The sequence below is a fragment of the Mucilaginibacter sp. genome, from assembly GCF_025362475.1.
In the GTDB taxonomy this organism is placed as follows: Bacteria; Bacteroidota; Bacteroidia; order Sphingobacteriales; family Sphingobacteriaceae; genus Mucilaginibacter.
Genome location: NZ_JANYGH010000050.1, coordinates 23,814 through 45,476, shown reverse-complemented (window position 1 = coordinate 45,476; position 21,663 = coordinate 23,814). Strand labels below are relative to the sequence as shown.

Sequence of the window (21,663 nt, the reverse complement as noted above, 5' to 3'; positions counted from 1 at the left end):
CTGCAATTATGATATTGGTTATTGATGATGATATTGCTGTACGTACCTCGCTTTTGTTGCTGCTAAAAAGCGAGGGTTATGATGTGTTAAGTACCGAAGAGCCCGCTGAGGCCATTAAGATCATAAAGAAAAAAAGTCCTGAACTGATCATTCTCGACCTGAATTTCTCTATCGATACTTCGGGCCGGGAGGGGATGGATTTGCTTGAAAAGATAAAACAGGTTAACAGCGCTATTCCGGTGGTGCTGATAACCGGCTGGGGAAGTATCGAACTGGCTGTAAAAGGAATGAAGCTGGGTGCCAATGATTTTATTAATAAGCCATGGAACAACGAGCACCTTTTACAGTCGGTTAAAACCCTGCTTGATCTGCAGGATAAAAAAACGGAGCATCGTACCCGCAAGCAATTGGATAAAACGTACAACTTTCAGCACATTATAGGCGAAGACTCCAAAATGCTGGATATCCTGGAAACTATTGGCCGGGTAGCCACCACAGATGCATCTATCCTCATCATGGGCGAAAGCGGCACTGGTAAAGAATTAATAGCGGAGGCTATTCACCAGAATAGCTTGCGCCGCAATAAGCCATTTATAAAGGTGAACCTGGGCGGCATTTCCACATCTTTGTTTGAGAGCGAGATGTTCGGCCATATCCGGGGAGCTTTTACAGATGCCCGGTTTGACAGGGTGGGCCGTTTTGAAATGGCAAATAAGGGGACTATATTTTTAGATGAGATAGGCGACCTTGATGCCAGCAGCCAGGTGAAACTGCTGCGGGTGTTGCAGGATAGGACCTACGAAATGCTGGGTAGCAGCCGTACCAAAACGCTGGATACCCGGGTGGTTTGTGCCACCAACAAAAACCTTAATGAAATGGTATCGCGCGGTACTTTCAGGGAAGATTTGTTGTATCGTATAAATCTGATTACCGTTTATCTGCCTGCCTTGCGCGAGCGGCCAAAGGATATTACTTTACTGGTTGATTTTTTTATTAATAATTTAAAAGAGATCTATAACAGGCCAAAATTATCTGTAGCGCCATCGGCTATGAAGTGGCTGCAAACTTTACCTTTACCGGGCAACATAAGGCAGTTGAAAAACCTGGTGGAACGTTCTATACTGGTAAGTAAAAAAGACGAACTTGGTATTGACGATTTTCGCTCGCAACTGGAACTATCGCCGGTAAAAAAAGGGAACATGCAGTTGCCGGGTGTAGGCACTTTAACTTTGGAGGAGGTAGAGGTAGAGATGATAAAGCGTGCCATGGATCACCATAAAAATAAAATAAGCAGAGCCGCGGCGGCCCTGGGACTTACGCGAAGTGCCCTATACCGCCGGCTGGACAAATACCAGATACCATACGATGAAGCTGAGGACTAAATATGTTTTATTTGTTGTAATACTGCACCTGCTAATCCTTGTGCTCACCTACTTTATTTTTAACCAAAACAAGATCTTTTTTATTGCTTCAGAGGCGTTTGTACTTATTTCGGTTGTGGTGGCTGTACAGCTTTATCGGCAGTTGATAAACCCTTTAAAACTATTGATGCAGGGAGTAGAAGCTATAAAGGACAAGGATTTCAATGTTAAATTTTTATCAACCGGCAAACACGAGGTAGATGCGCTGATTGATGTTTATAACCAGATGATGGACGAGCTGAGAACAGAACGCACAAGGCAGGAGCAACAGCATTTCTTTTTAGAAAAACTGATCTATACTTCGCCAACGGGCATCATTATATTGGATTTTGATGATCGTATACAGCAGATAAACCCCAAGGCCTTGCAGTTATTGGCAATTGCTGAGGATCAACTGCATGGTACCTCTATACATGAATTGGAGCACCCCTTATTTGAGCAAATGCGGGCATTAAAATCGGGCGAGACCGTGGTAGTAAAGCTGGATGGCGTAAGTTCATTTAAACTGCAGAAATCGCATTTTGTAGACAGAGGGTTTTCTCGCCATTTTATTATGATAGAGGATTTGACCGCCGAGATTCTGGCGGCCGAGAAAAAGGTTTATGGCAAGGTGATCAGGATGATGGCGCACGAGGTAAATAACACCATTGGTCCTGTTAATTCCATCATGCAATCGGCTATGAAAACCCACCAGCTTTGGGAGGGTCATGAGTTTGATGTACTGAAAGATGCATTGCAGGTAGCTATGGACCGTAACCAAAACCTCAACTTATTTATGCGCAACTTTGCCGATTTGGTGAAGCTGCCGCCTGCCAATAAACAACCAATGGTACTTCAGAAGCTTATCCAGTCTGTCGCCACCTTAATGGACATTAAAGCCAAAGAAAAGGGAATTAGGTTTGAATTTAACCTGCCCGATGATGCCGTAAACATACGGGCCGATGAACAGCAGCTAGAGCAGGCTTTGATCAATATTGTAAAAAACGCCATTGAATCTATTGATGGTGATGGTTTGGTGAAATTCACGCTTATCCCCAGTGAAAGAAAACTCATCATCACTGATACCGGCAAGGGCATAACCGCCGAGCAAAGCACTAATCTTTTTTCACCATTCTTCAGCACCAAAAAAGATGGGCAGGGGATAGGGCTTACCCTAACAAGGGAAATCCTGCTGAATCACGGTTTTGAGTTCAGTTTAAAAACTGTTGCGGAGAAGCAAACGGAGTTTGTGATGTGGTTTAATTAGTTAAATAAGTTATGTCACGAGGAATAAAATGCTGGGACAGCAACGGATGAATTAATGTTTAAAAAGATTTGTCATCCTGAAACGCAGTGGAGGATCTATTATTCGCCATGCTTCTTCGCCCTGTAAAGTCTGCGAATAGATCCTTCACTGCGTTCAGGATGACAAAAGGTTTTTTTGCAAATATGTCATTGCAAGCAATTGCGAACTGTGCATATTCGCCCTGTAATGTTTCGAGGTTGCCGTGCTGCGCTGGTAATGACGATTATGTAAGTAGTTGATTGTTAGTGTTGTTTTGTAGAGACGCATATTTGCGTCTCCCGCGTGAAAATCGGCGATGTAAATCCGCTCTGTATAGCTGGAGACGCAAATATGCGTCTATACGAAAAGCCTCGCCTGCCATAGGTCATCACCATTTTTTTAGGTTTATCCCTGGGGGATTCTCAGCGATGACAATTACTATTTTGTCGCTGCAACCTTATTCTTCTTCCCCCAACTCACATAAGAAACCACCAATATTGCCAAAAATATAAGTGGGGCCACCCGCATAGCAACAGGATCGCCCGAGGCTGAGTGCGCGATAAAGGCGGATATAAATACGATGAATAATCCGGCATAGGCCCATTCTTTTATTTTGGATAAAACCGGAACAAGAAGTAATAAGGCGGCTATCACTTTGGCAATGGCCAGTTCAATTCTGAAATAATCGGGAAAACCGAGGTGCTTAAATGCCTGTGTCATTTCTGGCTTGGTGAGGTAGGCAAAGGCCGAGTAGGTCATCATTAATGAAATAATAGAAGTAGTAACCCAGTAAGTAATTTTAGTAGCTTTCATGTTTGTATTTTGTTATACAAACTTATGTATCTTTGCTATCAATAAGATACTACTATCCCAAAGGATAGCGGTATCCTTTAGGATAGTTCATCAATATGGAAACACTTACAGATAACCACATTCATACCCCCGAAGCCTGTAACGCCAGTATAAACGCTGTGCGTGATACCCTATATGTGCTGAATGGAAAATGGAAACTGCCATTAATAGTCGCCCTGCAAAATGGCCCCCTGCGGTTTAATGATATTCAGCGGGCATTGGGCGATATCACCCCTAAAATTTTGTCGAAGGAATTGCGGGAGCTTGAACTGAATGAGTTTTTAACCCGCAAAGTTGAATCAACCAGGCCTGTAACCGTTACCTATCAGCTTGCAGAATATAGCCGGTCATTAAAAAGTGTGATAGAGGAGTTAATGAAATGGGGCATACAGCACCGCGAGCGGATAGTAGCCAGCCGGAAGAAAGCCATGTAAACCTTAAGGCTTATTGTATGATTTTTTTATCCTTTTCAACCAATTTTAATACAATCATTTTAAATCCCTAAATCCTTTTAGTAATGTTGTATATCCAATTCAAACATCTACTATGCAAAGGCGACATTTTATTAAACTTACAGCAACTACCGGCGCGGCTATACTATTTAGTCGATTACCTTATGCAACATCAACCCAAACAACAGCCATCAATCTGCCCGATGAGGTTTGGGCCCAATCCGGCGCCGAATGGTTTAAGCTAAAGAGCACCAACGGCAGCAAATTTAGTTATAAGGATATCGAGGTTACGGTTAAAGCCAATGGAAATGCAAAAGGGGTATATATACAATCGCCAACCCAGCAACTTAATTCGGTGCGTTTAAAATGGAAGCACAATACACCTTCTTCAGCAAAGTATCTTGGTGATCATTGGGAGCGCTCTTATGGCGACCTGCAATGGAAAACCGGTTTTAATGGCGGTAAAAGTCCATGGTATGTAATTATCCACGATACTAAACAAACAGCGTGTTTCGGTGTAAAAACGGGCGCTAATAGTATTTGTTGGTGGGGTTTAGGTGCTGATAGTCTCGATCTTAATTTAGATACACATTCTGGCGGTAACGGTGTATTGCTGGGCAATCGTACGTTGCATGCTGCGGATATTGTCACTTCACATGGCCTGCCCGGCGAAACACCTTTCCGTACCGATCATCGTTTTTGTGGTATCATGTGCGAAAAGCCACGTTTGCCCAAACAGCCAATTTATGGTATTAATGACTGGTACTTTGCTTATGGTAACAATAATTTCGACCTGATAAAGCAAACCACTGCCATGATGAGCGAGCTGGTTACCGATACCAATAACAAGCCGTTTTCTGTAATTGATGCCGGCTGGGCTAACTACTCGCCCTTATTACCCGGCGACGGCGGCTGGAATGATGATTTTTCTAAACCCAATGATAAATTTAAGGATATGCACCTGTTGGGCGATGAGATCAAAAAGCTGGGTATGCGCCCAGGTTTGTGGATGCGTCCGCTTTGTGCCCGTCATGATGAAAAAGCAAGTTTACTGGCTCCAAAGATCCCCGGCAGAGACGATCCTAAAAATCCAACCCTCGATCCAACCATCCCTGAAAATATCGAACGCGTTAAACGCAACTTTGATTTTTACAAGGAGTGGGGCTATGAGATGGTGAAGCATGATTTTAGCACCTATGATATTACTGGCCGCTGGGGTTTTGATATGAAGGATAGCATTACGTCGCCCGGCTGGAATTTTAACGACAGAAGTAAGACCACAGCCGAGATCATCCTCCACCTATATCGTTCCATCCGTGAGGCAGCGGGTGATGGCATTTATGTGATTGGTTGTAACACCATGAGTCATTTAAGTGCGGGCATATTTGAAATGTGCAGGATAGGGGATGATACCAGCGGGAATGAATGGGGCAGAACGCGTAAAATGGGCGTAAATACATTGGCTTTCCGCTTACCGCAGCACAATAAATTTTACGCTGTTGATGGGGATTGCGTTGGCCTTACCACCAAAATTGAATGGGCGAGAAATAAACAATGGCTTCAACTATTGGCAGAAAGTGGTGCACCACTATTCGTCTCGGGGCAACCCGAGGCCATGGGCGCCGAACAAAAGGCCGCTGTAAAAAAAGCATTCGCCGCTGCCGCTAAAGTACAACCCTTAGGCGAACCACTGGATTGGATGGACACCATGCTGCCCGAAAAATGGAAACTGAATGGTAAGTTAGTTGAGTTTAACTGGGCGTAGAGTGTTCTTAGCTTAATTGCAAGACACGGCGTCGAGTCGACTCACCCCGACATCGCTTCGCTCGTCTTCCCTCTCTCCGCTTTGCGCATAGAGGGGGCTTAAAAAAACTTCTTAACCCTCTTTCCACCGCAGGTGAAGAGAGGGTCGGCCAGCGTAGCATAGCCGGGGTGAGTCGGTTGCCCGCGTTCAAAGCCAGACTGTAGAATCCCAGATTTACGAAGTTTTTAAAACTTCGTAAATCTTTTCACCTTTCACCTTTCACCTTTCACCTTTCACCTTTCACCTTTCACCTTTCACCTTTCACCTTTCACTTTTCACCTTTTATCGTTCAAATTATCAGTGCTTTATTGTTTCTGATTCACATAAATACAGAACTCAATTCCCTCCGTAAACAATGTAATCATTATCTTGTTCCACATTTACGCTGAACAGGACAATTTATCATGAAGAAAATATTGCTATTTATACCCATACTTTTTATGTTGTCATGCGGGCATGATCCGGCTCAGCAACAGGAAAATAAGAAGCTTAATAGCCTTGCAGTTGAGTATGTTAGGTTGGGGCTTGCCATCGGTCAATATGATACTGATTTTGTAGACGCCTACTATGGTCCGGATTCTTTGAAGCCGAAGCAAGCACCTGCAAAGGAGTTTCCGAAGGATAGTTTGCTGGCCAATACCAATGTTTTAATGAATGAGTTGAAAATTATTTCCACTAACTCAGCAGTAGATACCAATAAAATAAGGGCGAACTGGCTTATGGATCAGCTGGTAGCATTTAGCAGGCGCATCAGGAGCTTTTCTGGCGAGGAAAGGCCCTTTGATGAAGAATCAAAGGAACTTTTTGGTGTAGTTGCACCTGTTTACACAGAAGATTATTTTAAATCCCAGGTAAATTTGCTTGATAGTATTTTGCCGGGTAAAGGCCGGGTGAACGACCGTTTTCAAAAACTGGCTAATAAATTCATCATCCCGAAAGATAAACTCGACCCGGTGATTAAAGCTGCCATTGCCGAAGCCCGCAAACGCACTATGGCCCACTACACTTTACCCGCGGGTGAGGCTTTTACGCTGGAGTATGTAACTAATAAACCATGGAGTGGTTATAACTGGTACAAAGGCAATTATAAAAGCACCGTACAGATTAATACCGATCTGAAAATTTTTATTGACAGGGCAATTGATGTGGGCAGCCATGAAAGCTACCCTGGTCACCATGTGTATAATATGTTGCTGGAGAAAAATCTGTACCACGATAAGGGTTGGGTAGAAGTATCCATGTACCCGCTTTTTAGTCCGCAAAGTTTAGTTGCCGAGGGGAGCGCTAACTACGGTATTGAAGTAGCTTTCCCGGGCGACGAAAAAGTAAAGTTTGCTAAAAACGTATTGTTGCCGTTAGCTGGTTTGGATACAGCCGGCATCAACCTTTATTTTAAGGCCCTTGCCATAAAAGGTACGCTAAATTATGCCCGTAACGAGGCCGCGAGGGGATTGATTAACAACACGATGTCGCGCGATAAAGCAACCACTTATCTTACCAAATATTGTTTGATGAATGATGAAACGGCTGCCAAATCCATTAGTTTTATTAAAAAATACCGCAGTTACGTAATCAATTATAACTACGGTTTGGATATGGTAAAAAACTATATAGAAAAAAATGGCGGTACGCCCAAAGACCCTATAAAACGATGGGAACTTTTTGGTAGATTGCTGAGCAATGAGGTAACCACCGAAGAGTTGCTCAAAAAATAAACCGCCATGTTCAAAAAAGTCATCCCTGTTAGTTTAATAGCTATATTAATAACGTGTACCTGCTATGCTCAAAAAAAGGCTGTCTGGCTTGATTCAGATACGGGTAATGAAATGGATGATCTGTATGCCATCACTTACCTGCTTAAAGATCCGCAGGTAAATGTTGTTGGCCTAAGTTCGGCACATTTCAATAATGCCGATATGCTGGTTGGTGATAAATGGCATTATTACCCCACAAAAAATATCAATACGGTACAACTAAGTCAGGACTTGAATGAACAATTGCTACAACTTAATTCCAGAACAGATGTGCCTCATCCTTTGGGTAGCAGGGGAACTATCGGGCATTCATGGGGAGGTAAAAATCCTGTTATTTCCGCTGCCGAAAAAGGAATCATAGCGGCGGTACACCAACTTAAGGATGGCGAAAAACTCGATGTGCTGTGCATCGGGGCGGCATCAAATATCGCCTCGGCTATTCAGCTGGATACTACTATCATTCCTAAAATAAGGGTGTATGTACTGGCCGCGCGTTATTTCAGCGACCGCAAGGTTTGGGATAAAAGCGAGTTTAATGTGCGTAACGATTTGAATGCCTTTGACCTGTTGCTTAATTGTAAAGGTTTGGATCTTACCGTTATGCCCATCAATACCGCTATTGCTTTAAGATTTAACCGCACCGTTTGCCGTACTAACCTAAAAGATAAGGGTAAATTGGGCGAACTGTTATATAACCGCTGGGATTTTGTAGAGGCTAAAGACACTTGGGTAATGTGGGATCTGGCCCTCGTAATGGCCTACCTTGATCCTTCAAAAGCCGAAAAAATACAAGCAACTGGTCCGCCCGAAAACGAGCAGCGTGAAGTGTCCGTATATAAAAATATTGATGCTAAAGCTATGGAGCAGGATTTCTGGAACCGGATGAACCTTTTTACTGTAAAATAGTATAAATCAATGATGATAAAGAACAGATTTGTAACCGCCATTTTTTTGGCGGCAGGCATTTATGCGTCGTGTAAAAATCCAAAAACTCACCAGGGGCGGTCAACTTACAGCAACTGGGGCACTTACGCCGGTTCAAAGGAGGGTAATCGTTATTCATCAGATCAGGAGATCAATCTAAGCAACGTTAGCAAGTTAAAAGTAGCGTGGACTTATAGCACCAATGATAAGGACTCGGCGAACCGTAGTCAAAATCAGTGTAACCCCATCATGGTTGATGGTGTATTATATGGCACCAGTCCAAAATTGAAATTATTTGCGCTGGATGCAGCCACAGGCGAGCAAAAATGGCTTTTTGATCCGGCAAAGGCCGATACTACTAATAGCGGCGATCCGATGGCTTATTATAAAGTGAGCAGGGGAGTGATCTACTGGCAAAATAAGGATGGCGGACAGAAACGCCTGTTTTACAGTGTAGGCGCTAAAACCTTCGCTATTGATGCCGAAACAGGTACGCCCATAATGTCTTTTGGCAAAAATGGATATTTAGATCTCACTAAAAACCTCGACCGTGATACCAAATCATTTGTAGCAGGCACCACTCCCGGTGTAGTTTACAAAAACCTGCTGATAGTAGGTACCCGCGTAGCCGAATCTGCAGATGCAGCCCCCGGACATATCAGAGCATATGATGTACTTACGGGGAAATTAAAATGGATCTTCCATACTATTCCGCATCCCGGTGAAAAGGGTTACGAAACATGGCAGGATACCGCTGCTTACAAGAAATTTGGGGGAGCCAACAATTGGGCCGGGATGTCATTAGATGAAAAACGAGGCGTTATTTACATCCCGACCGGATCCATAGGCGGCGATTTTTACGGTGGTTTCCGTAAGGGGCAAAATCTGTTTGCCAATTCACTACTGGCACTTGATGCTGCTACGGGTAAGCTAAAATGGCATTTCCAGGTGGTGCATCATGATCTGTGGGACCGTGATCTGCCGGCCAATCCAAACCTGGTAACTATTACCCACGATGGCAAAAAGATTGATGCAGTGGCTCAGATCACCAAGCATGGTTATATTTTTATGTTCGACAGGACGAATGGTAAGCCCGTATTCCCGATAGTGGAAACACCTGTGCCTACTAAAGCCTTGCCCGGCGAGGCGCCGTGGCCTACACAGCCAATACCTACCTTGCCGCAGCCTTTTGCACGACAAATATTTAATCCCGAGGACGTGACCGACCGCACACCCGAGGTACATAAAGAGATGCTGGATAAATATAACCAGGTTAAAAACCGCATCATGTTTACTCCGCCGGCTAAAGAAGGTGGATGGATCTTCCCCGGTTTTGACGGAGGTGGCGAGTGGGGCGGTGCAGCAGTTGACAATGAAACTAAGATCATGTATATCAGCTGCTCCGAAATGCCCTGGGCGCAGGTAATGATCAATGTGCCAAAGGCAACGAATGATAATTCGCTTAAAGGGATGGGGCAGGTAGTTTATAATAAAAACTGTATAGGCTGCCACGGACCGGAGTTAAAGGGAAACGGTACATCGTACCCGTCGCTGGTAAATATTGGTGCCAAATTTAAGGAGGACCAATTAAGCCAGATCATTGCCAGCGGCCGTAATATGATGCCATCATTTAAACAGCTTGCGTCACAGGATAAAAAAGCGTTGCTGGCTTTCCTACTGAAACTGCCTGATGCAAAAGCATCCAAAACATTAGCCAAAGAACCAACAACTGACCGTACTGCCAGTACCAAAACCGAAAAGAAAGTGGTTGACGACATTCCCTACACCATGACCGGTTACAACCGGTTTTTGGATAAGGATGGATACCCCGGCATTAAACCGCCATGGGGCACTCTTAATGCCGTTGATCTCACCACCGGTAAGCTGCTTTGGAAAGTGCCCGTAGGTGAATATCCTGAATTGACCAAAAAAGGCATCCCGGTTACCGGAACAGAATTGTATGGTGGTCCGCTTGTTACCAAAGGTGGGTTGGTATTTATAGCTGCAACTAAGGACGAAAAAATCAGGGCATTTGATAAAAAAACAGGTAAAGTAGTATGGGAGGCTAAATTACCTGCGGCGGGCTATGCCACACCGGCAACTTACGCCATAGATGGTAAACAATATGTAGTTATAGCTTGTGGTGGAGGTAAAATAGGCAGTAAATCCGGAGATCAGTATGTGTGTTTTGGATTGGGTGAGTAGTAGCTGTTTAAATCCAATGTTTTAACTAATATCGTGATATAATATTCCGGAGGGGGGCAGGTGAGATATGGGGATGGCGTTTGTTAACGTCTGTTGCTATTTTGAACTTAATCAAATAACAAAAACATAATGTGCAGTTAAATTCATGTTTATGCTTTCCCGGTAAATTTAGGGAAGTAAAAAACTAATGCCCCGCATACCGTTTCCCCGCAGCAATTTTGATGATCTTCGTAATTGTCCCCTGGATAAATTAGAGGAGGATATATCCCGGACATCTATTCGTTTAAAATTGCAGAATAACCCCGCAACCGATATAGAACGGGGACGTTACCAGGAAGAACTGGATAAGTTGAGTGTATTTAAATATATCAGTCAGTTAAGAAAAGGAAAATTAAGCTATGAGGATTTTAGCCAAAAGGTTGAATTATCATCCTGACCGCCCTTAAAAGCTCTCCTCATAAGCCGGTGCTCCTGGTGTTTCCAGCTTAAATTGTTTTACCTGGCCCGGGCCTTCAAACTCAAACCTGATACCGACAACGCGGCCTATGCTGTGTTTTTGCTCAACATCCATTATTTGTTTGTTATTGAGATAAATTTTTAGGCGATGATCTTTAACGCTGCATTTAAGGTTTTGAAATTGGGCAAAATCGCAGCCAAAAGCGCTCAGATCATGATCTTTTCCGCCTATCCAGTTTTCGCCGGTCAAAACACCAATATCGGCAATGCAGCCCTTGTTTACTATGGGGATTACAATGGCTGCTCCAACTCCTAAAATGGTCAGGTTAGCTTTACTGCAAACGGACTGCCCTGCGGTTGAGGTGTTACGCAAAGTACATTCAAGTGTAAAATCCCCGGCCTTAATGCCGGGAAATTCGCGCACGTTTGAGAATTTCACCCAGGTGTTATTAAAAACACCAGTGCCGAGCTTCTGCTGCATAACATCTCCGGAAATACCCATATAACCATGCCCGGTTATTTCGCCGGGCGATAGGTATACAGGCACGGGTAAATGATCAACGATGCCTATCCAGCCTTTAGTTTTGATGAATACGGTAGTCTCTTTTTTAATCTGCTTATCCACTATCAGCTTTGCTAAAAAATAACCGGGATGGTAATAGATAGATGTATATTGTTTACCATTTCCGGGCACCCGCTCGCGTCGTTCCGGATCCCATGATTGCTGGATATAAACACTATCAGAATGAAAGGCTGACGCATCGTATTGAAATACTACCGAGTTTGGCAAACCATCGGAGGCATACCTGCTGCTGAATTTTACTGTTGATGCATCGACTATTGTTTTCTTTTTTGTGCCGATAAAATATAAGCATAGTAGGGCAATCAGTAAACCGCCAATGAGCCAGGGATATTTATAGCGTTTCTTTAAAGGTTTTATGACTGGTTTGGCCTCCTCTTCCGGGGGTATTGCTACCTGCTCAATTACGCCGTTAACCTGGTGATGTTGCCTAAAATCGCGCCAACTGGTATAATCCAAAAAGCAGGCGAGCGCGTTGAGGGTAGCCGAGGTAGGGAAGCTTTCATAACGTACCTTTCCCCATATCCTTTTAAGGGTTGATATGCTTAGCTGCACCCTTGTTTTTTCAAATATCAGCTTGCTCAGTTGTTCAAAATCGTGATTGCTCCAAATACTGCTCTCGCCCCAGTTCAATGTTTGCTCAATCAGCTGGCAGCATAATAAAAGCAATTGTTTTTCTTTTTCCATTGATTTTTTGGGTGATGGTTCGGTATCTAAAAATGCAAAAAAGGTTTGAACAAATTTGAACAGAATTGAAAAGCTTATGAAGCTTTATTTTGAGCACAATTTGCAATTTTTGACTAAAGTTAAAATCTAAACTTATGAAGAACAATATTTTGTTTACGCTCTTTTTACTCTCCTTTCTTTTTAACAAAGCTGTTTATGCACAGCAAAATGGCACCAAAGATCTTAACAGCTTATTAAAGCAGCATAAACTGGTGATAACTCCCCGTCAAAGTGTAACCGAACTTACCGACGGCACCAAGCAGGGCTTATCCTGTAATGGTATTGTATGGCTTAAGGAGGTCAGCTTTAAAACCGGGACAATTGATGTTGATCTAAGAGGCAAGGATGTTTTCCAGCAAAGTTTTTTGGGAATTGCTTTTCACGGTATTGACACCACTACTTACGATGTCATTTATTTCAGGCCATTTAATTTCCAGTCGCCGGATACATTGAGGCGAAAGCATACTGTTCAATATATGAGTATGCCCGATTATCCCTGGGACAGGCTGAGAAAGGAACATCCCCTGGTATATGAAAATGCAGTAAACCCATTCCCGCTTGCAACCGCCTGGTTTCATGCGCGTATTGTAGTAAAGGCTGATGGAATTTTTGTTTATGTGGATCATTCTGCCAGCCCCTCCCTTACGGTTAAAAAACTAAACAACAGGCAGGATGGCCTCATCGGCTTATGGGCAGACGGATTAACAGGCGACTTTGCCAATCTTGTGATTAAATAAAAATCAATACAAACCTCATTAAGATTTATCATCATGAAAAAGCTATTACTGCTATTTATTCTGCTTGTATCCATTAAGGTATCTGCCCAACAAAAATACCAGGTGTATGATCTTTCTGTTATCAAGCCCAAAGAGTGGATCATCCCCAAAAATGACACGCTTGATTATGAATTTGGCGCGTATCAGGGCCAAAAAGCATTGTTGATAAAAAGAAAGATCGACAACTATAAATCAGGTAGCCTGGCTTATCCTAAAAACTTAAACTTTAAAGATGGTATCATTGAGTTCGACCTCGCATTCGGTGGCAAAGGGAATGGTTACATAGGCCTTGCCTTCAGAATCAAAGATGCCCATCACTACGAAACTGTTTATTTCCGGCCTTTATCATCAGGCACCATCAACGCCATACAATACATGCCCGAAAAGAAATCCGAATTTAACTGGTGGGATTATGAAGCTGCAAAATACCAGGCTAAAGCTGTGCTGCCGCACAATGGCTGGTTTCATGTAAAAGTGGTGGTTATGGGCAGTAAAATGGAAGTGTATGTGAATCATGCAGCCAAACCATCAATGGTATATACCCCGCTCGATGCATCCTTAAAAAACGGCTCTGTTGGTTACTGGCATGGTAACTCATCATTAGGGGCCTATAGAAATTTGGTAGTGAAGGCGCTTAAATAGCATATCATATATGCGTTGTTGGGTGGGGTACCTGGCTCTGGCTGACGAAATATTTTAGTGGCTATTGAAGCAGATCTTGTTTTTAGGTTGATATTAAATTCTGTTTAAAATCTCAACCAAAATGTGCAACTTTAGCACCAGCCAAATCTATACCTAATGAAATTCAAGATCTTGCCAGCATTGTTGTGTACTTTATGCTTTACCATGATAAGCTTTTTAAGCTTAGCCCAAGCCAACTTTAAACCCCAAAAGGAGCTTTTATTTACTATTAAAAAAAACTTTACTGATGCAGATGCTCAATATAAAGTGCTGGCAAAGCAGATAGGGCCGGATGAGTTTCCTAAGACCTATCATCCCGATGTAAACAAGCAGGAAAACAGCAATTCGGGCTGGTGGTGTAGCGGCTTTTATCCGGGCAGTTTGTTGTATTTGTACCAGGAGAATAAAGATCAGCAATTGTTAACCGAAGCCAACCGCATTATGGGGGTGCTGGCTAAGGAGCAGTTTAATACACATACCCACGATTTGGGTTTTATGATGTATTGCAGCTTTGGCAATGCCAATAAAATTGGGCCAAAACCGGAGTACAGGCAAATATTGGTTAACAGCGCCAAATCTTTATCAACAAGGTTTAATCCTGCGGTGGGGTGTATAAAATCATGGGATTCAAAACCGGGTGATTATTTGGTGATTATTGACAATTTGATGAACCTGGAATTGCTGTTTTGGGCTACCCGTGAAACCGGCGATTCCAGCTATTATAAAATAGCGGTTACTCATGCCAACACTACTATGAAAAACCATTATAGGCCCGATTATAGCTCATACCACGTGATTAATTATGATGCCCAAACCGGTGCGGTAAAAGAAAAGAAAACCGCCCAGGGATTTGCCAATGAATCGGCATGGGCCAGGGGGCAGTCATGGGGGCTTTACGGATACACCGTATTGTACCGCGAAACACATGATAAAAAATACCTTGATCAGGCTCAGAATATAGCTCATTTTATTTTGACTAACCCAAACCTGCCTGCCGATAAAATTCCATATTGGGATTATAATGCCACTAACATCCCTAATGCACTTAAAGACGCTTCGGCAGCCGCTGTTATGGCTTCGGCATTGTTGGAACTTTGCAGGTACAGCGATGCAAAAAAGGGGCAGGAGTATTTTAACGTAGCTCAAATAATATTAAAAACACTTTCTGCACCGCGTTACAAAGCTGCTGCCGGTACCAATGGTGGTTTTATTTTGCAACACAGCGTAGGCCATTTCCCAGCAGGAACAGAAATTGATGTGCCGCTATCTTATGCCGACTATTATTTCATTGAGGCTATGAAAAGATACCAGGCATTCGATAAAAAAAAATAAATTAGCAGCTAAACTAAAACTATGGCATTAGGCAAGGGAAGATTAGAGGCTTTTAGCGATGGCGTTATCGCTATTATTATCACCATAATGGTGTTGGAAATGAAGGTGCCGCACGGCGAAAGCATTGAATCATTAAAACCGCTCATTCCAGTTTTTATGAGTTATGTTTTGAGCTTTATATATGTTGGTATTTACTGGAATAATCATCATCATATGTTACAGGCCGTTCGCTCTGTTAACGGGGGGATTTTGTGGGCCAACCTGTACTTGCTTTTCTGGTTATCATTAATACCGTTTGTTACAAGTTGGATGGGCGAAAATCATTTTGCCAAATGGCCGGTAGCGTGTTACGGATTTGTGCTTATAATGAATAGTTTCGCTTATCTTATTTTGGTGAAAAAGCTTATCCGCCACCATGGTGAGCATTCTTTGATTGCCCAGGCTTTTGGTGAAGATTGGAAGGGGAAAATATCGGTCTGCATTTATGCAATTGCTGTTGGTGTAAGCTTGATAAATACCATAGCCGCCTTTACGTTATATGTGGTTGTTGCCGGCATATGGTTTATTCCCGATAGGAGAATTGAGAAGGAACTCAATCATCCGGACGCTGAAAACTAATGCAACAGATAAATTATAATTGCCTCAATTTCAGAAATAATGCCATTTATAGATGCTTTGTTGTTAAAAAAGTATAAACTATTTCGCAACTTCGTAGTTATAGTAGTGTTTTGCCTGAATTATTTTGCGTTGCAAGTTTAAATTTTAATCGTTATTTGACACTACTATACATTACCTATGTTGGATATTGCTTATGACCATGAGCCCGAATTGCTTTCCAAAGCAAAGAAGCTTCATCATGAAAACGAATTGCTTCTAAAGGTAGCGGCAGGGGATGAGCATGCCTTTCGCTTATTGTTTACAGCGTATCACCAACAGTTGGGTACTCATATTTATCGCATTACTAACTCTGCCGAACTGGCTGAAGAAGTTGTACAGGATGTGTTTTTAAAAATATGGATGACCCGCGAAACCCTCGGTAATATTGAAGATTTTAAAGCATACCTGTTTGTTATATCCAAAAACTATGCGCTTAATTGCCTAAAAAAACTTGCCAAAGAACGGATACAGATAAAGAAGCTGGAACAAAGCAGTATTAACCTGCTAAATGTTGAGCAAGATCCCGGCATGTATTATAATTTATTGGATGAGGCAATTGATCACCTGCCTCCTCAGCAGCAGAAGGTTTATTTACTGAGCAGGCATAACCGCCTCAAATATGCCGAAATTGCCGATCAGCTTAAACTCTCCCGCGAAACGGTAAAGAAATATTTGCAGATAGCTACTACATCTATAACCGATTATGTGCGCACCCACCTGGAGGTTTTTACAGCTATTTTAATAACAATAAAAACTTTTTTATTTTTTTTTAAAAGCTAATACCCCCTTTTTTACCCCTTTTGTTGTCTTGTATGTGAGTTTTACCCCAACTCCATTTGCCAATTTTAAATTATGAACTAACATCTACCTGTATGAGTGCAGTTAATGCGAGGCTTACTTACCTTTTTAATAGTTATTACCATCAAACCGCTACGCAAGAGGAGCAGGATGAACTCATGGAGATCATTCACTCATCTGCAAACGATGTGGAAGTAACTGCGCTTATTCATGAGGCCTGGGATAACCTCGAAATTGATGGACCTCTTTTTGATCGTACAAAAAGCATTGATATCTTAAACAGCATTCTTCAGGGTAAATCTGACCATGATAATATTCATCCAATACGTCCGCCGAATAAAAAACAGCTGTGGCTAAAATTAGGGGTTGCGGCTGCCATGATGGTTTTTGTTGGCTTTGGAGCCTATGTATTATTGAGGCAGGATAAGAATGTAATTGCAAAAAAAAACATAGCCAAAGCAAAACATGCGCATGATGTTTTACCAGGTGGTAATAAGGCAATTTTGACCTTAGCCAATGGCAAAACCATAACACTTGATAGTGCAAAAAATGGACTGTTAGTTAACGAGGGCTCCGCGCGTATTCATAAAACCCGGGACGGTCAGTTGGTTTACGAAACAGACAAGAATGGTGATAACTCGGCTGCTCCTATGAACACTGTATCTACGCCAAGAGGAGGCCAGTATCAGCTGGTGCTGGATGATGGAAGTAAGGTATGGTTAAACTCCGCATCATCATTAAGCTTTCCGGCGGTATTCAAAGGCAAAACAAGGGAGGTTGAAATCACTGGCGAAGCTTATTTTGAGGTTGCCAAAAATGCCAAGATGCCATTTAGGGTTAAGGTGAATAATACAGTGGTGGAGGTTTTAGGAACCCATTTTAATATTATGGCTTACAATGATGAAGCGGTAATGAAAACCACCTTGTTAGAAGGCTCGGTAAAAATAAGCAATAGCCAGAATTTCAGTATGCTAAAGCCCGGTCAGCAGGCTCAGCTTAATCAAAATGGACTTATAAAAGTAATTGATAACCCGGATGCAGATGACGCCGTTGCCTGGAAAGATGGGATCTTTCAGTTCAGGGATGCCGGAATTGAAACAATTATGAGGCAGGCAGCCCGCTGGTACGATGTACAGGTAAGTTTTGCAGGTAAGATGCCGGTAAAAGAATTTACAGGAAGAATATCGCGCAATGTAAAAGCATCAGAATTAATGGGCATGCTTAAATACATGGGTATTAATTATAAAATAGAAGATAAACACATTACGGTGTTGCCGTAACATAAATAACCCCAAATACAATCTACCAATAAACAACCAATTGTTCACATTAAACAACCATATGATGGAAGAAATACAAAAAATAAGTTAATCCAGGGCGGGACTCTATTGGTAAAACGGTTTATCATATATGTGGAAACGTATCATGTATGATATAGAAATTAGCCAAAAAAATACCGGGAAGTATTCGCAGTACTTTCCCGGCTAAATATCTGGGTCCCCAAAATTACAATCCACGAATTGAACGTAAATGTTTAACCCAAACTCTACAAACTTATGAATTTTAATTCTAAGGCCACGCTTTTGGTATGGCCCCAATTATCCAAAATAATTTTAGCTATGAAGCTAACAGTTATTATCATGGTAGCGGTACTTACTAATGTAAGTGCCAAAACCTATAGCCAGGTGGTTACCTTGCATCAAAAAAATGCCTCAGTTGAAAAGATACTCAGATCAATTGAAAAGCAAACCGGTTATCATTTTATGTATGATAAGCAGGATGTGTCAAAAGCCAGTACTATTAATATTGAAGTAGCAGGCGTTCCTTTGGAGCAAGCTCTTGACCAATGTTTTAAAGATCAGCCTTTAACCTACAAAATTTTCCAGGAAACCATTGTGGTTAAAAAGAAAGATATTGTTGTAGCTGCAGTTGCGGATATAAAGGTATCTGGTACGGTATCTGACGAAAAAGGTCCTTTGCCTGGCGTAACCGTTAAAATTAAGGGAACTGACGTTGGTGTTCAAACGGATGCAAGTGGTAAATACACTTTAAATGCACCCGAAAATGCAGCACTAATATTTAGCTTTATTGGTTACACTACACAAGAAGTAGCTGTTGCCGGCAAAACAACGCTGAATGTTTTGTTGGTTGAAGCACCTAAAGCCCTGAGCGAAGTGGTTGTTGTAGGTTATGGTACCCAAAAACGTGTTGATTTAACAGGTTCGGTTGGTAGCGTAGCTGCAAAACAATTACAGGAAAGACCACAAACTAACCTTGAGCAGGAATTATCTGGTAAAATTGCCGGTGTTAATGTTTCAACAAACTCTGGCGCGCCAGGCGGTAACACCAAGATCAGGATCCGTGGATTTAGTTCTATCAATACCAAATCAGATCCATTGTACGTAGTTGACGGTGTTATCTGGACAGAAGGTGGTAATGCGATCAATCCAAATGATATCGAATCGGTTGACGTATTGAAAGACGCGTCATCAACAGCTATTTATGGTACCCGTGGTGCAAACGGTGTTATCCTGGTAACCACCAAACGTGGAAAAAGGGGAGAAGGTACGGTTAGTTACGATGCCTATGTAAGTGTAGGGCATATGGCCAAAGAACTTCCAGTATTAAACTCTAAACAGTTTATGGAAGTTGAAGATCTATCATATGCAAACATTAAAAAATATGACCCGGTAGGTTGGGCAGCTGGAAACTATGCTTCAAGAGATCCAAAACTGCAACGTACTGCGCTTATTGGTAAATTATTTGACCAAAACCTGCAGCCGCTTTACGATGTGGATTGGCAAAAAGCTACAACCCGCAACGCGGTAAGCCAAAACCACAACTTAACATTTACAGGTGGTACAGATAAATTAACCTATGGTTTCTTTTTAAACTATGCTAACGATCAGGGTATTATTTTAAATAGCTATTTAAAACGGTACAACGCCCGCATGACTTTTGATAACCAGATAAAATCGTGGTTAAAAGTTGGTGCTACCTTAAATTACAACACCCAGGATCAGCGTACTGCCGATGATGGTACAGGAGGTAACAACATTCCGCGTATGTTAATTGAAATGGTACCTTTTATTCCTATTAAATATCCTGATGGAACTTACGGTAAACGTACAGATTACCCTAATTTAGAAGGTGGTGATAATCCCGTGGCCCAGGCAAATGAGGTTGAGGCGCTTTATAAAAAACGTATTTTCAGCGGTAATGGCTATGTTGACATAAACATTATACCTGGCTTGGTTTTCCGCAGTACTTTAGGCGTAACAACATCTGCCAATTACAACCCTCACTTTCAAAGCGGTTTAGTAGGAGGTTCTGTTGCAAGCCAAACCAATAGTTCGGCTTCAATTGAAGAGCAAAACAATACATTTTGGCAATGGGAAAATCACGTTACTTACACTAAAACCTTTAACAAGGTGCATAACATTAATGTTGTAGTAGGTACAGAGCAACAAAATTTCCAGCAGACTGGCTTAGGTGCTTATACAAGCAACCTGTCTGATAACTATTATCAGTATTATAACTTAGGCGCCGGTTCTATCCCTGGCATTCCTTCATCAAATTACGATGCATGGCAAATGCGCTCATACTTTGGTCGTTTAAATTATAACTACGAAGAAAAATATCTGCTAACAGTAACCGGGCGTAGGGATGGTTCATCGCGTTTTGGTGCAAACGTTAAAAATGGTTTCTTCCCGTCTGCAGCTTTTGCATGGCGCGCTTCACAAGAAGATTTCCTGAAGGACAATAAAACAATATCTGACCTTAAATTTAGGTTGAGCTATGGTTTAACCGGTAACTCCGAAATTGGTGAATACCAGTCGCAGGCAAGAATTGGTACAGTTAACTACGTATTTAATGGTGCCCAGGCTATTGGTACGCAATTAGGTTCAATTGGTAACGAGGATTTATCATGGGAAAAAACAGCTGAATATGACCTTGGGTTCTCAGTAGGATTATTCAATAACCGCATTAACATTGAGGCGGATGCTTATTTGAAGAAAACACAAAGTTTACTCCTTAATGCACCATTACCAGAAACAAGTGGTGTAAACAGTGTTTACAAAAACATTGGCCGTTTACAAAACAAAGGTTTGGAGTTAACCATCAATACACAGAACATTAAAACCAAAGATTTTAGCTGGAACACCTCATTCAATATCTCGTTTTTAAAGAATAAGATACTAAGCTTAGGAGCATCAAACGATGATATATTCCTATCGCCAACGTTCCTTTCACAATTTAACCTGATGCGTGTAGGTTTACCTGCTGGTAGCTTTTATGGTTACCAAGTGTTAGGTACATGGGGTACTGCAGAGGCATCTCAAGCTGCTGTATTTAACAAATTGCCTGGTGACCTGAAAGTTCAGGATACCAACCATGATGGCAAAATCACGGCTGATGATAAAGTTATCCTTGGTAAATCAATACCAGATGGTTACGGAACGTTAAGTAACACCTTCCGTTATAAAAACATCGATTTAGGCGTCGATTTGCAATTTAACTGGGGCAACCAGATCATGAACCTAACCCGTCACTCAGGTCAGGATCGTACAGGCCAGGCTAACAGCTATGCCACAGTTTTGAATGCATGGACACCAACCAATCAAAATACCAGCATCGCCGAAGACAGGCCAGCTTATGTATATTACCAAACAGAGATCTACTCTACAAAAGTAGAAAGCGGTAATTTCATCCGTGGCAGATCTGTGACACTTGGTTACACTTTCCCAACTGCTACGATATCTAAAATAAAATTAAGCAGGCTAAGGGTTTATGCGCAGGCGCAAAATTTGTTTGTGATAACCAAGTATACTGGCTATGATCCTGAAGTTTCTACTTACGGTTACGATCCTAAGAATCCTAACAATAACAGCAACTTTAATCAAGGCATCCAGTTTTATGATTATCCAAAACCAAGAACTTTCCTGCTTGGCTTAAATGTTAGTTTCTAATTTCAACGTTA

Annotated in this window: 17 protein-coding genes; 15 read left to right on the top strand and 2 right to left on the bottom strand. The window is 42.0% G+C overall.

What is annotated here, in order from left to right; genetic code table 11:
• The first annotated feature begins 8 nt into the window (after positions 1-8).
• Both Q0R88_RS16475 and Q0R88_RS16470 read left to right on the top strand, forming a co-directional pair.
• The gene (locus Q0R88_RS16475) at positions 9-1,382 is read left to right on the top strand and encodes a sigma-54 dependent transcriptional regulator (RefSeq protein ID WP_295718081.1); all 1,374 of its coding nucleotides are present in this window, start codon (positions 9-11) and stop codon (positions 1,380-1,382) included.
• Positions 1,366-2,667 (top strand): ATP-binding protein, encoded by a 1,302-nt coding sequence (locus Q0R88_RS16470; RefSeq protein ID WP_295718079.1) that lies wholly within the window; start codon positions 1,366-1,368, stop codon positions 2,665-2,667. Before Q0R88_RS16475 ends, Q0R88_RS16470 begins: the two co-directional genes overlap by 17 nt.
• A 456-nt stretch (positions 2,668-3,123) precedes the next feature.
• Here the strand turns inward: Q0R88_RS16470 and Q0R88_RS16465 are convergent, their stop codons facing one another.
• Positions 3,124-3,498 (bottom strand): DoxX family protein, encoded by a 375-nt coding sequence (locus tag Q0R88_RS16465; RefSeq protein ID WP_295718077.1) that lies wholly within the window; start codon positions 3,496-3,498, stop codon positions 3,124-3,126.
• A 95-nt stretch (positions 3,499-3,593) separates the two neighbouring features.
• On the opposite strand from Q0R88_RS16465, the gene Q0R88_RS16460 reads away from it, so the two are divergent.
• From Q0R88_RS16460 to Q0R88_RS16435, 6 genes are all read left to right on the top strand, one after another.
• On the top strand, positions 3,594-3,971 hold the full coding sequence (locus tag Q0R88_RS16460) for a helix-turn-helix domain-containing protein (RefSeq protein WP_295718076.1): 378 nt from the start codon (positions 3,594-3,596) through the stop codon (positions 3,969-3,971).
• Positions 3,972-4,083: 112 nt separating this feature from the next.
• A complete protein-coding gene (locus tag Q0R88_RS16455) occupies positions 4,084-5,754 on the top strand; it encodes a hypothetical protein (protein ID WP_295718074.1) in 1,671 nt (556 codons plus the stop codon).
• Between the two features lie 443 nt (positions 5,755-6,197).
• On the top strand, positions 6,198-7,508 hold the full coding sequence (locus Q0R88_RS16450; protein ID WP_295718072.1) for a hypothetical protein: 1,311 nt from the start codon (positions 6,198-6,200) through the stop codon (positions 7,506-7,508).
• Positions 7,509-7,514: 6 nt separating this feature from the next.
• Positions 7,515-8,453 (top strand): nucleoside hydrolase, encoded by a 939-nt coding sequence (locus Q0R88_RS16445; protein WP_295718071.1) that lies wholly within the window; start codon positions 7,515-7,517, stop codon positions 8,451-8,453.
• A gap of 9 nt (positions 8,454-8,462) precedes the next feature.
• Positions 8,463-10,676, top strand: a complete 2,214-nt coding sequence (locus tag Q0R88_RS16440; protein WP_295718070.1) for a PQQ-binding-like beta-propeller repeat protein — start codon at positions 8,463-8,465, stop codon at positions 10,674-10,676.
• A gap of 187 nt (positions 10,677-10,863) precedes the next feature.
• Positions 10,864-11,112 (top strand): hypothetical protein, encoded by a 249-nt coding sequence (locus tag Q0R88_RS16435; RefSeq protein ID WP_295718069.1) that lies wholly within the window; start codon positions 10,864-10,866, stop codon positions 11,110-11,112.
• A 6-nt stretch (positions 11,113-11,118) separates the two neighbouring features.
• On the opposite strand, the gene Q0R88_RS16430 is transcribed toward Q0R88_RS16435, so the two are convergent.
• Positions 11,119-12,399 carry a hypothetical protein gene (locus Q0R88_RS16430; RefSeq protein WP_295718067.1) on the bottom strand — a complete coding sequence of 427 codons (1,281 nt, stop codon included), beginning with the start codon at positions 12,397-12,399 and terminating at the stop codon, positions 11,119-11,121.
• 134 nt (positions 12,400-12,533) lie between these two features.
• On the opposite strand from Q0R88_RS16430, the gene Q0R88_RS16425 reads away from it, so the two are divergent.
• The 7 genes from Q0R88_RS16425 (at position 12,534) to Q0R88_RS16395 (ending at position 21,652) form a co-directional block, all read left to right on the top strand.
• Complete coding sequence (locus Q0R88_RS16425; RefSeq protein WP_295718066.1) at positions 12,534-13,175, top strand: hypothetical protein; 642 nt, start codon at positions 12,534-12,536, stop codon at positions 13,173-13,175.
• A 33-nt stretch (positions 13,176-13,208) separates the two neighbouring features.
• Positions 13,209-13,856: a hypothetical protein gene (locus Q0R88_RS16420; protein WP_295718063.1), complete on the top strand. Its 648-nt coding sequence runs from the start codon at positions 13,209-13,211 to the stop codon at positions 13,854-13,856.
• Between the two features lie 156 nt (positions 13,857-14,012).
• Positions 14,013-15,227: a glycoside hydrolase family 88 protein gene (locus Q0R88_RS16415; protein ID WP_295718060.1), complete on the top strand. Its 1,215-nt coding sequence runs from the start codon at positions 14,013-14,015 to the stop codon at positions 15,225-15,227.
• Between the two features lie 21 nt (positions 15,228-15,248).
• A complete protein-coding gene (locus tag Q0R88_RS16410; RefSeq protein ID WP_295718057.1) occupies positions 15,249-15,845 on the top strand; it encodes a TMEM175 family protein in 597 nt (198 codons plus the stop codon).
• A 177-nt stretch (positions 15,846-16,022) separates the two neighbouring features.
• Positions 16,023-16,664, top strand: coding sequence for a sigma-70 family RNA polymerase sigma factor (locus tag Q0R88_RS16405; RefSeq protein WP_295718055.1), 642 nt, complete (start codon positions 16,023-16,025; stop codon positions 16,662-16,664).
• Between the two features lie 92 nt (positions 16,665-16,756).
• Positions 16,757-17,962, top strand: a complete 1,206-nt coding sequence (locus Q0R88_RS16400) for a FecR family protein (RefSeq protein WP_295718053.1) — start codon at positions 16,757-16,759, stop codon at positions 17,960-17,962.
• 339 nt (positions 17,963-18,301) lie between these two features.
• Entirely contained in the window at positions 18,302-21,652 is a 3,351-nt protein-coding gene (locus Q0R88_RS16395) for a TonB-dependent receptor (protein WP_295718051.1), read from the top strand.
• The last annotated feature ends 11 nt before the right edge of the window (positions 21,653-21,663 follow it).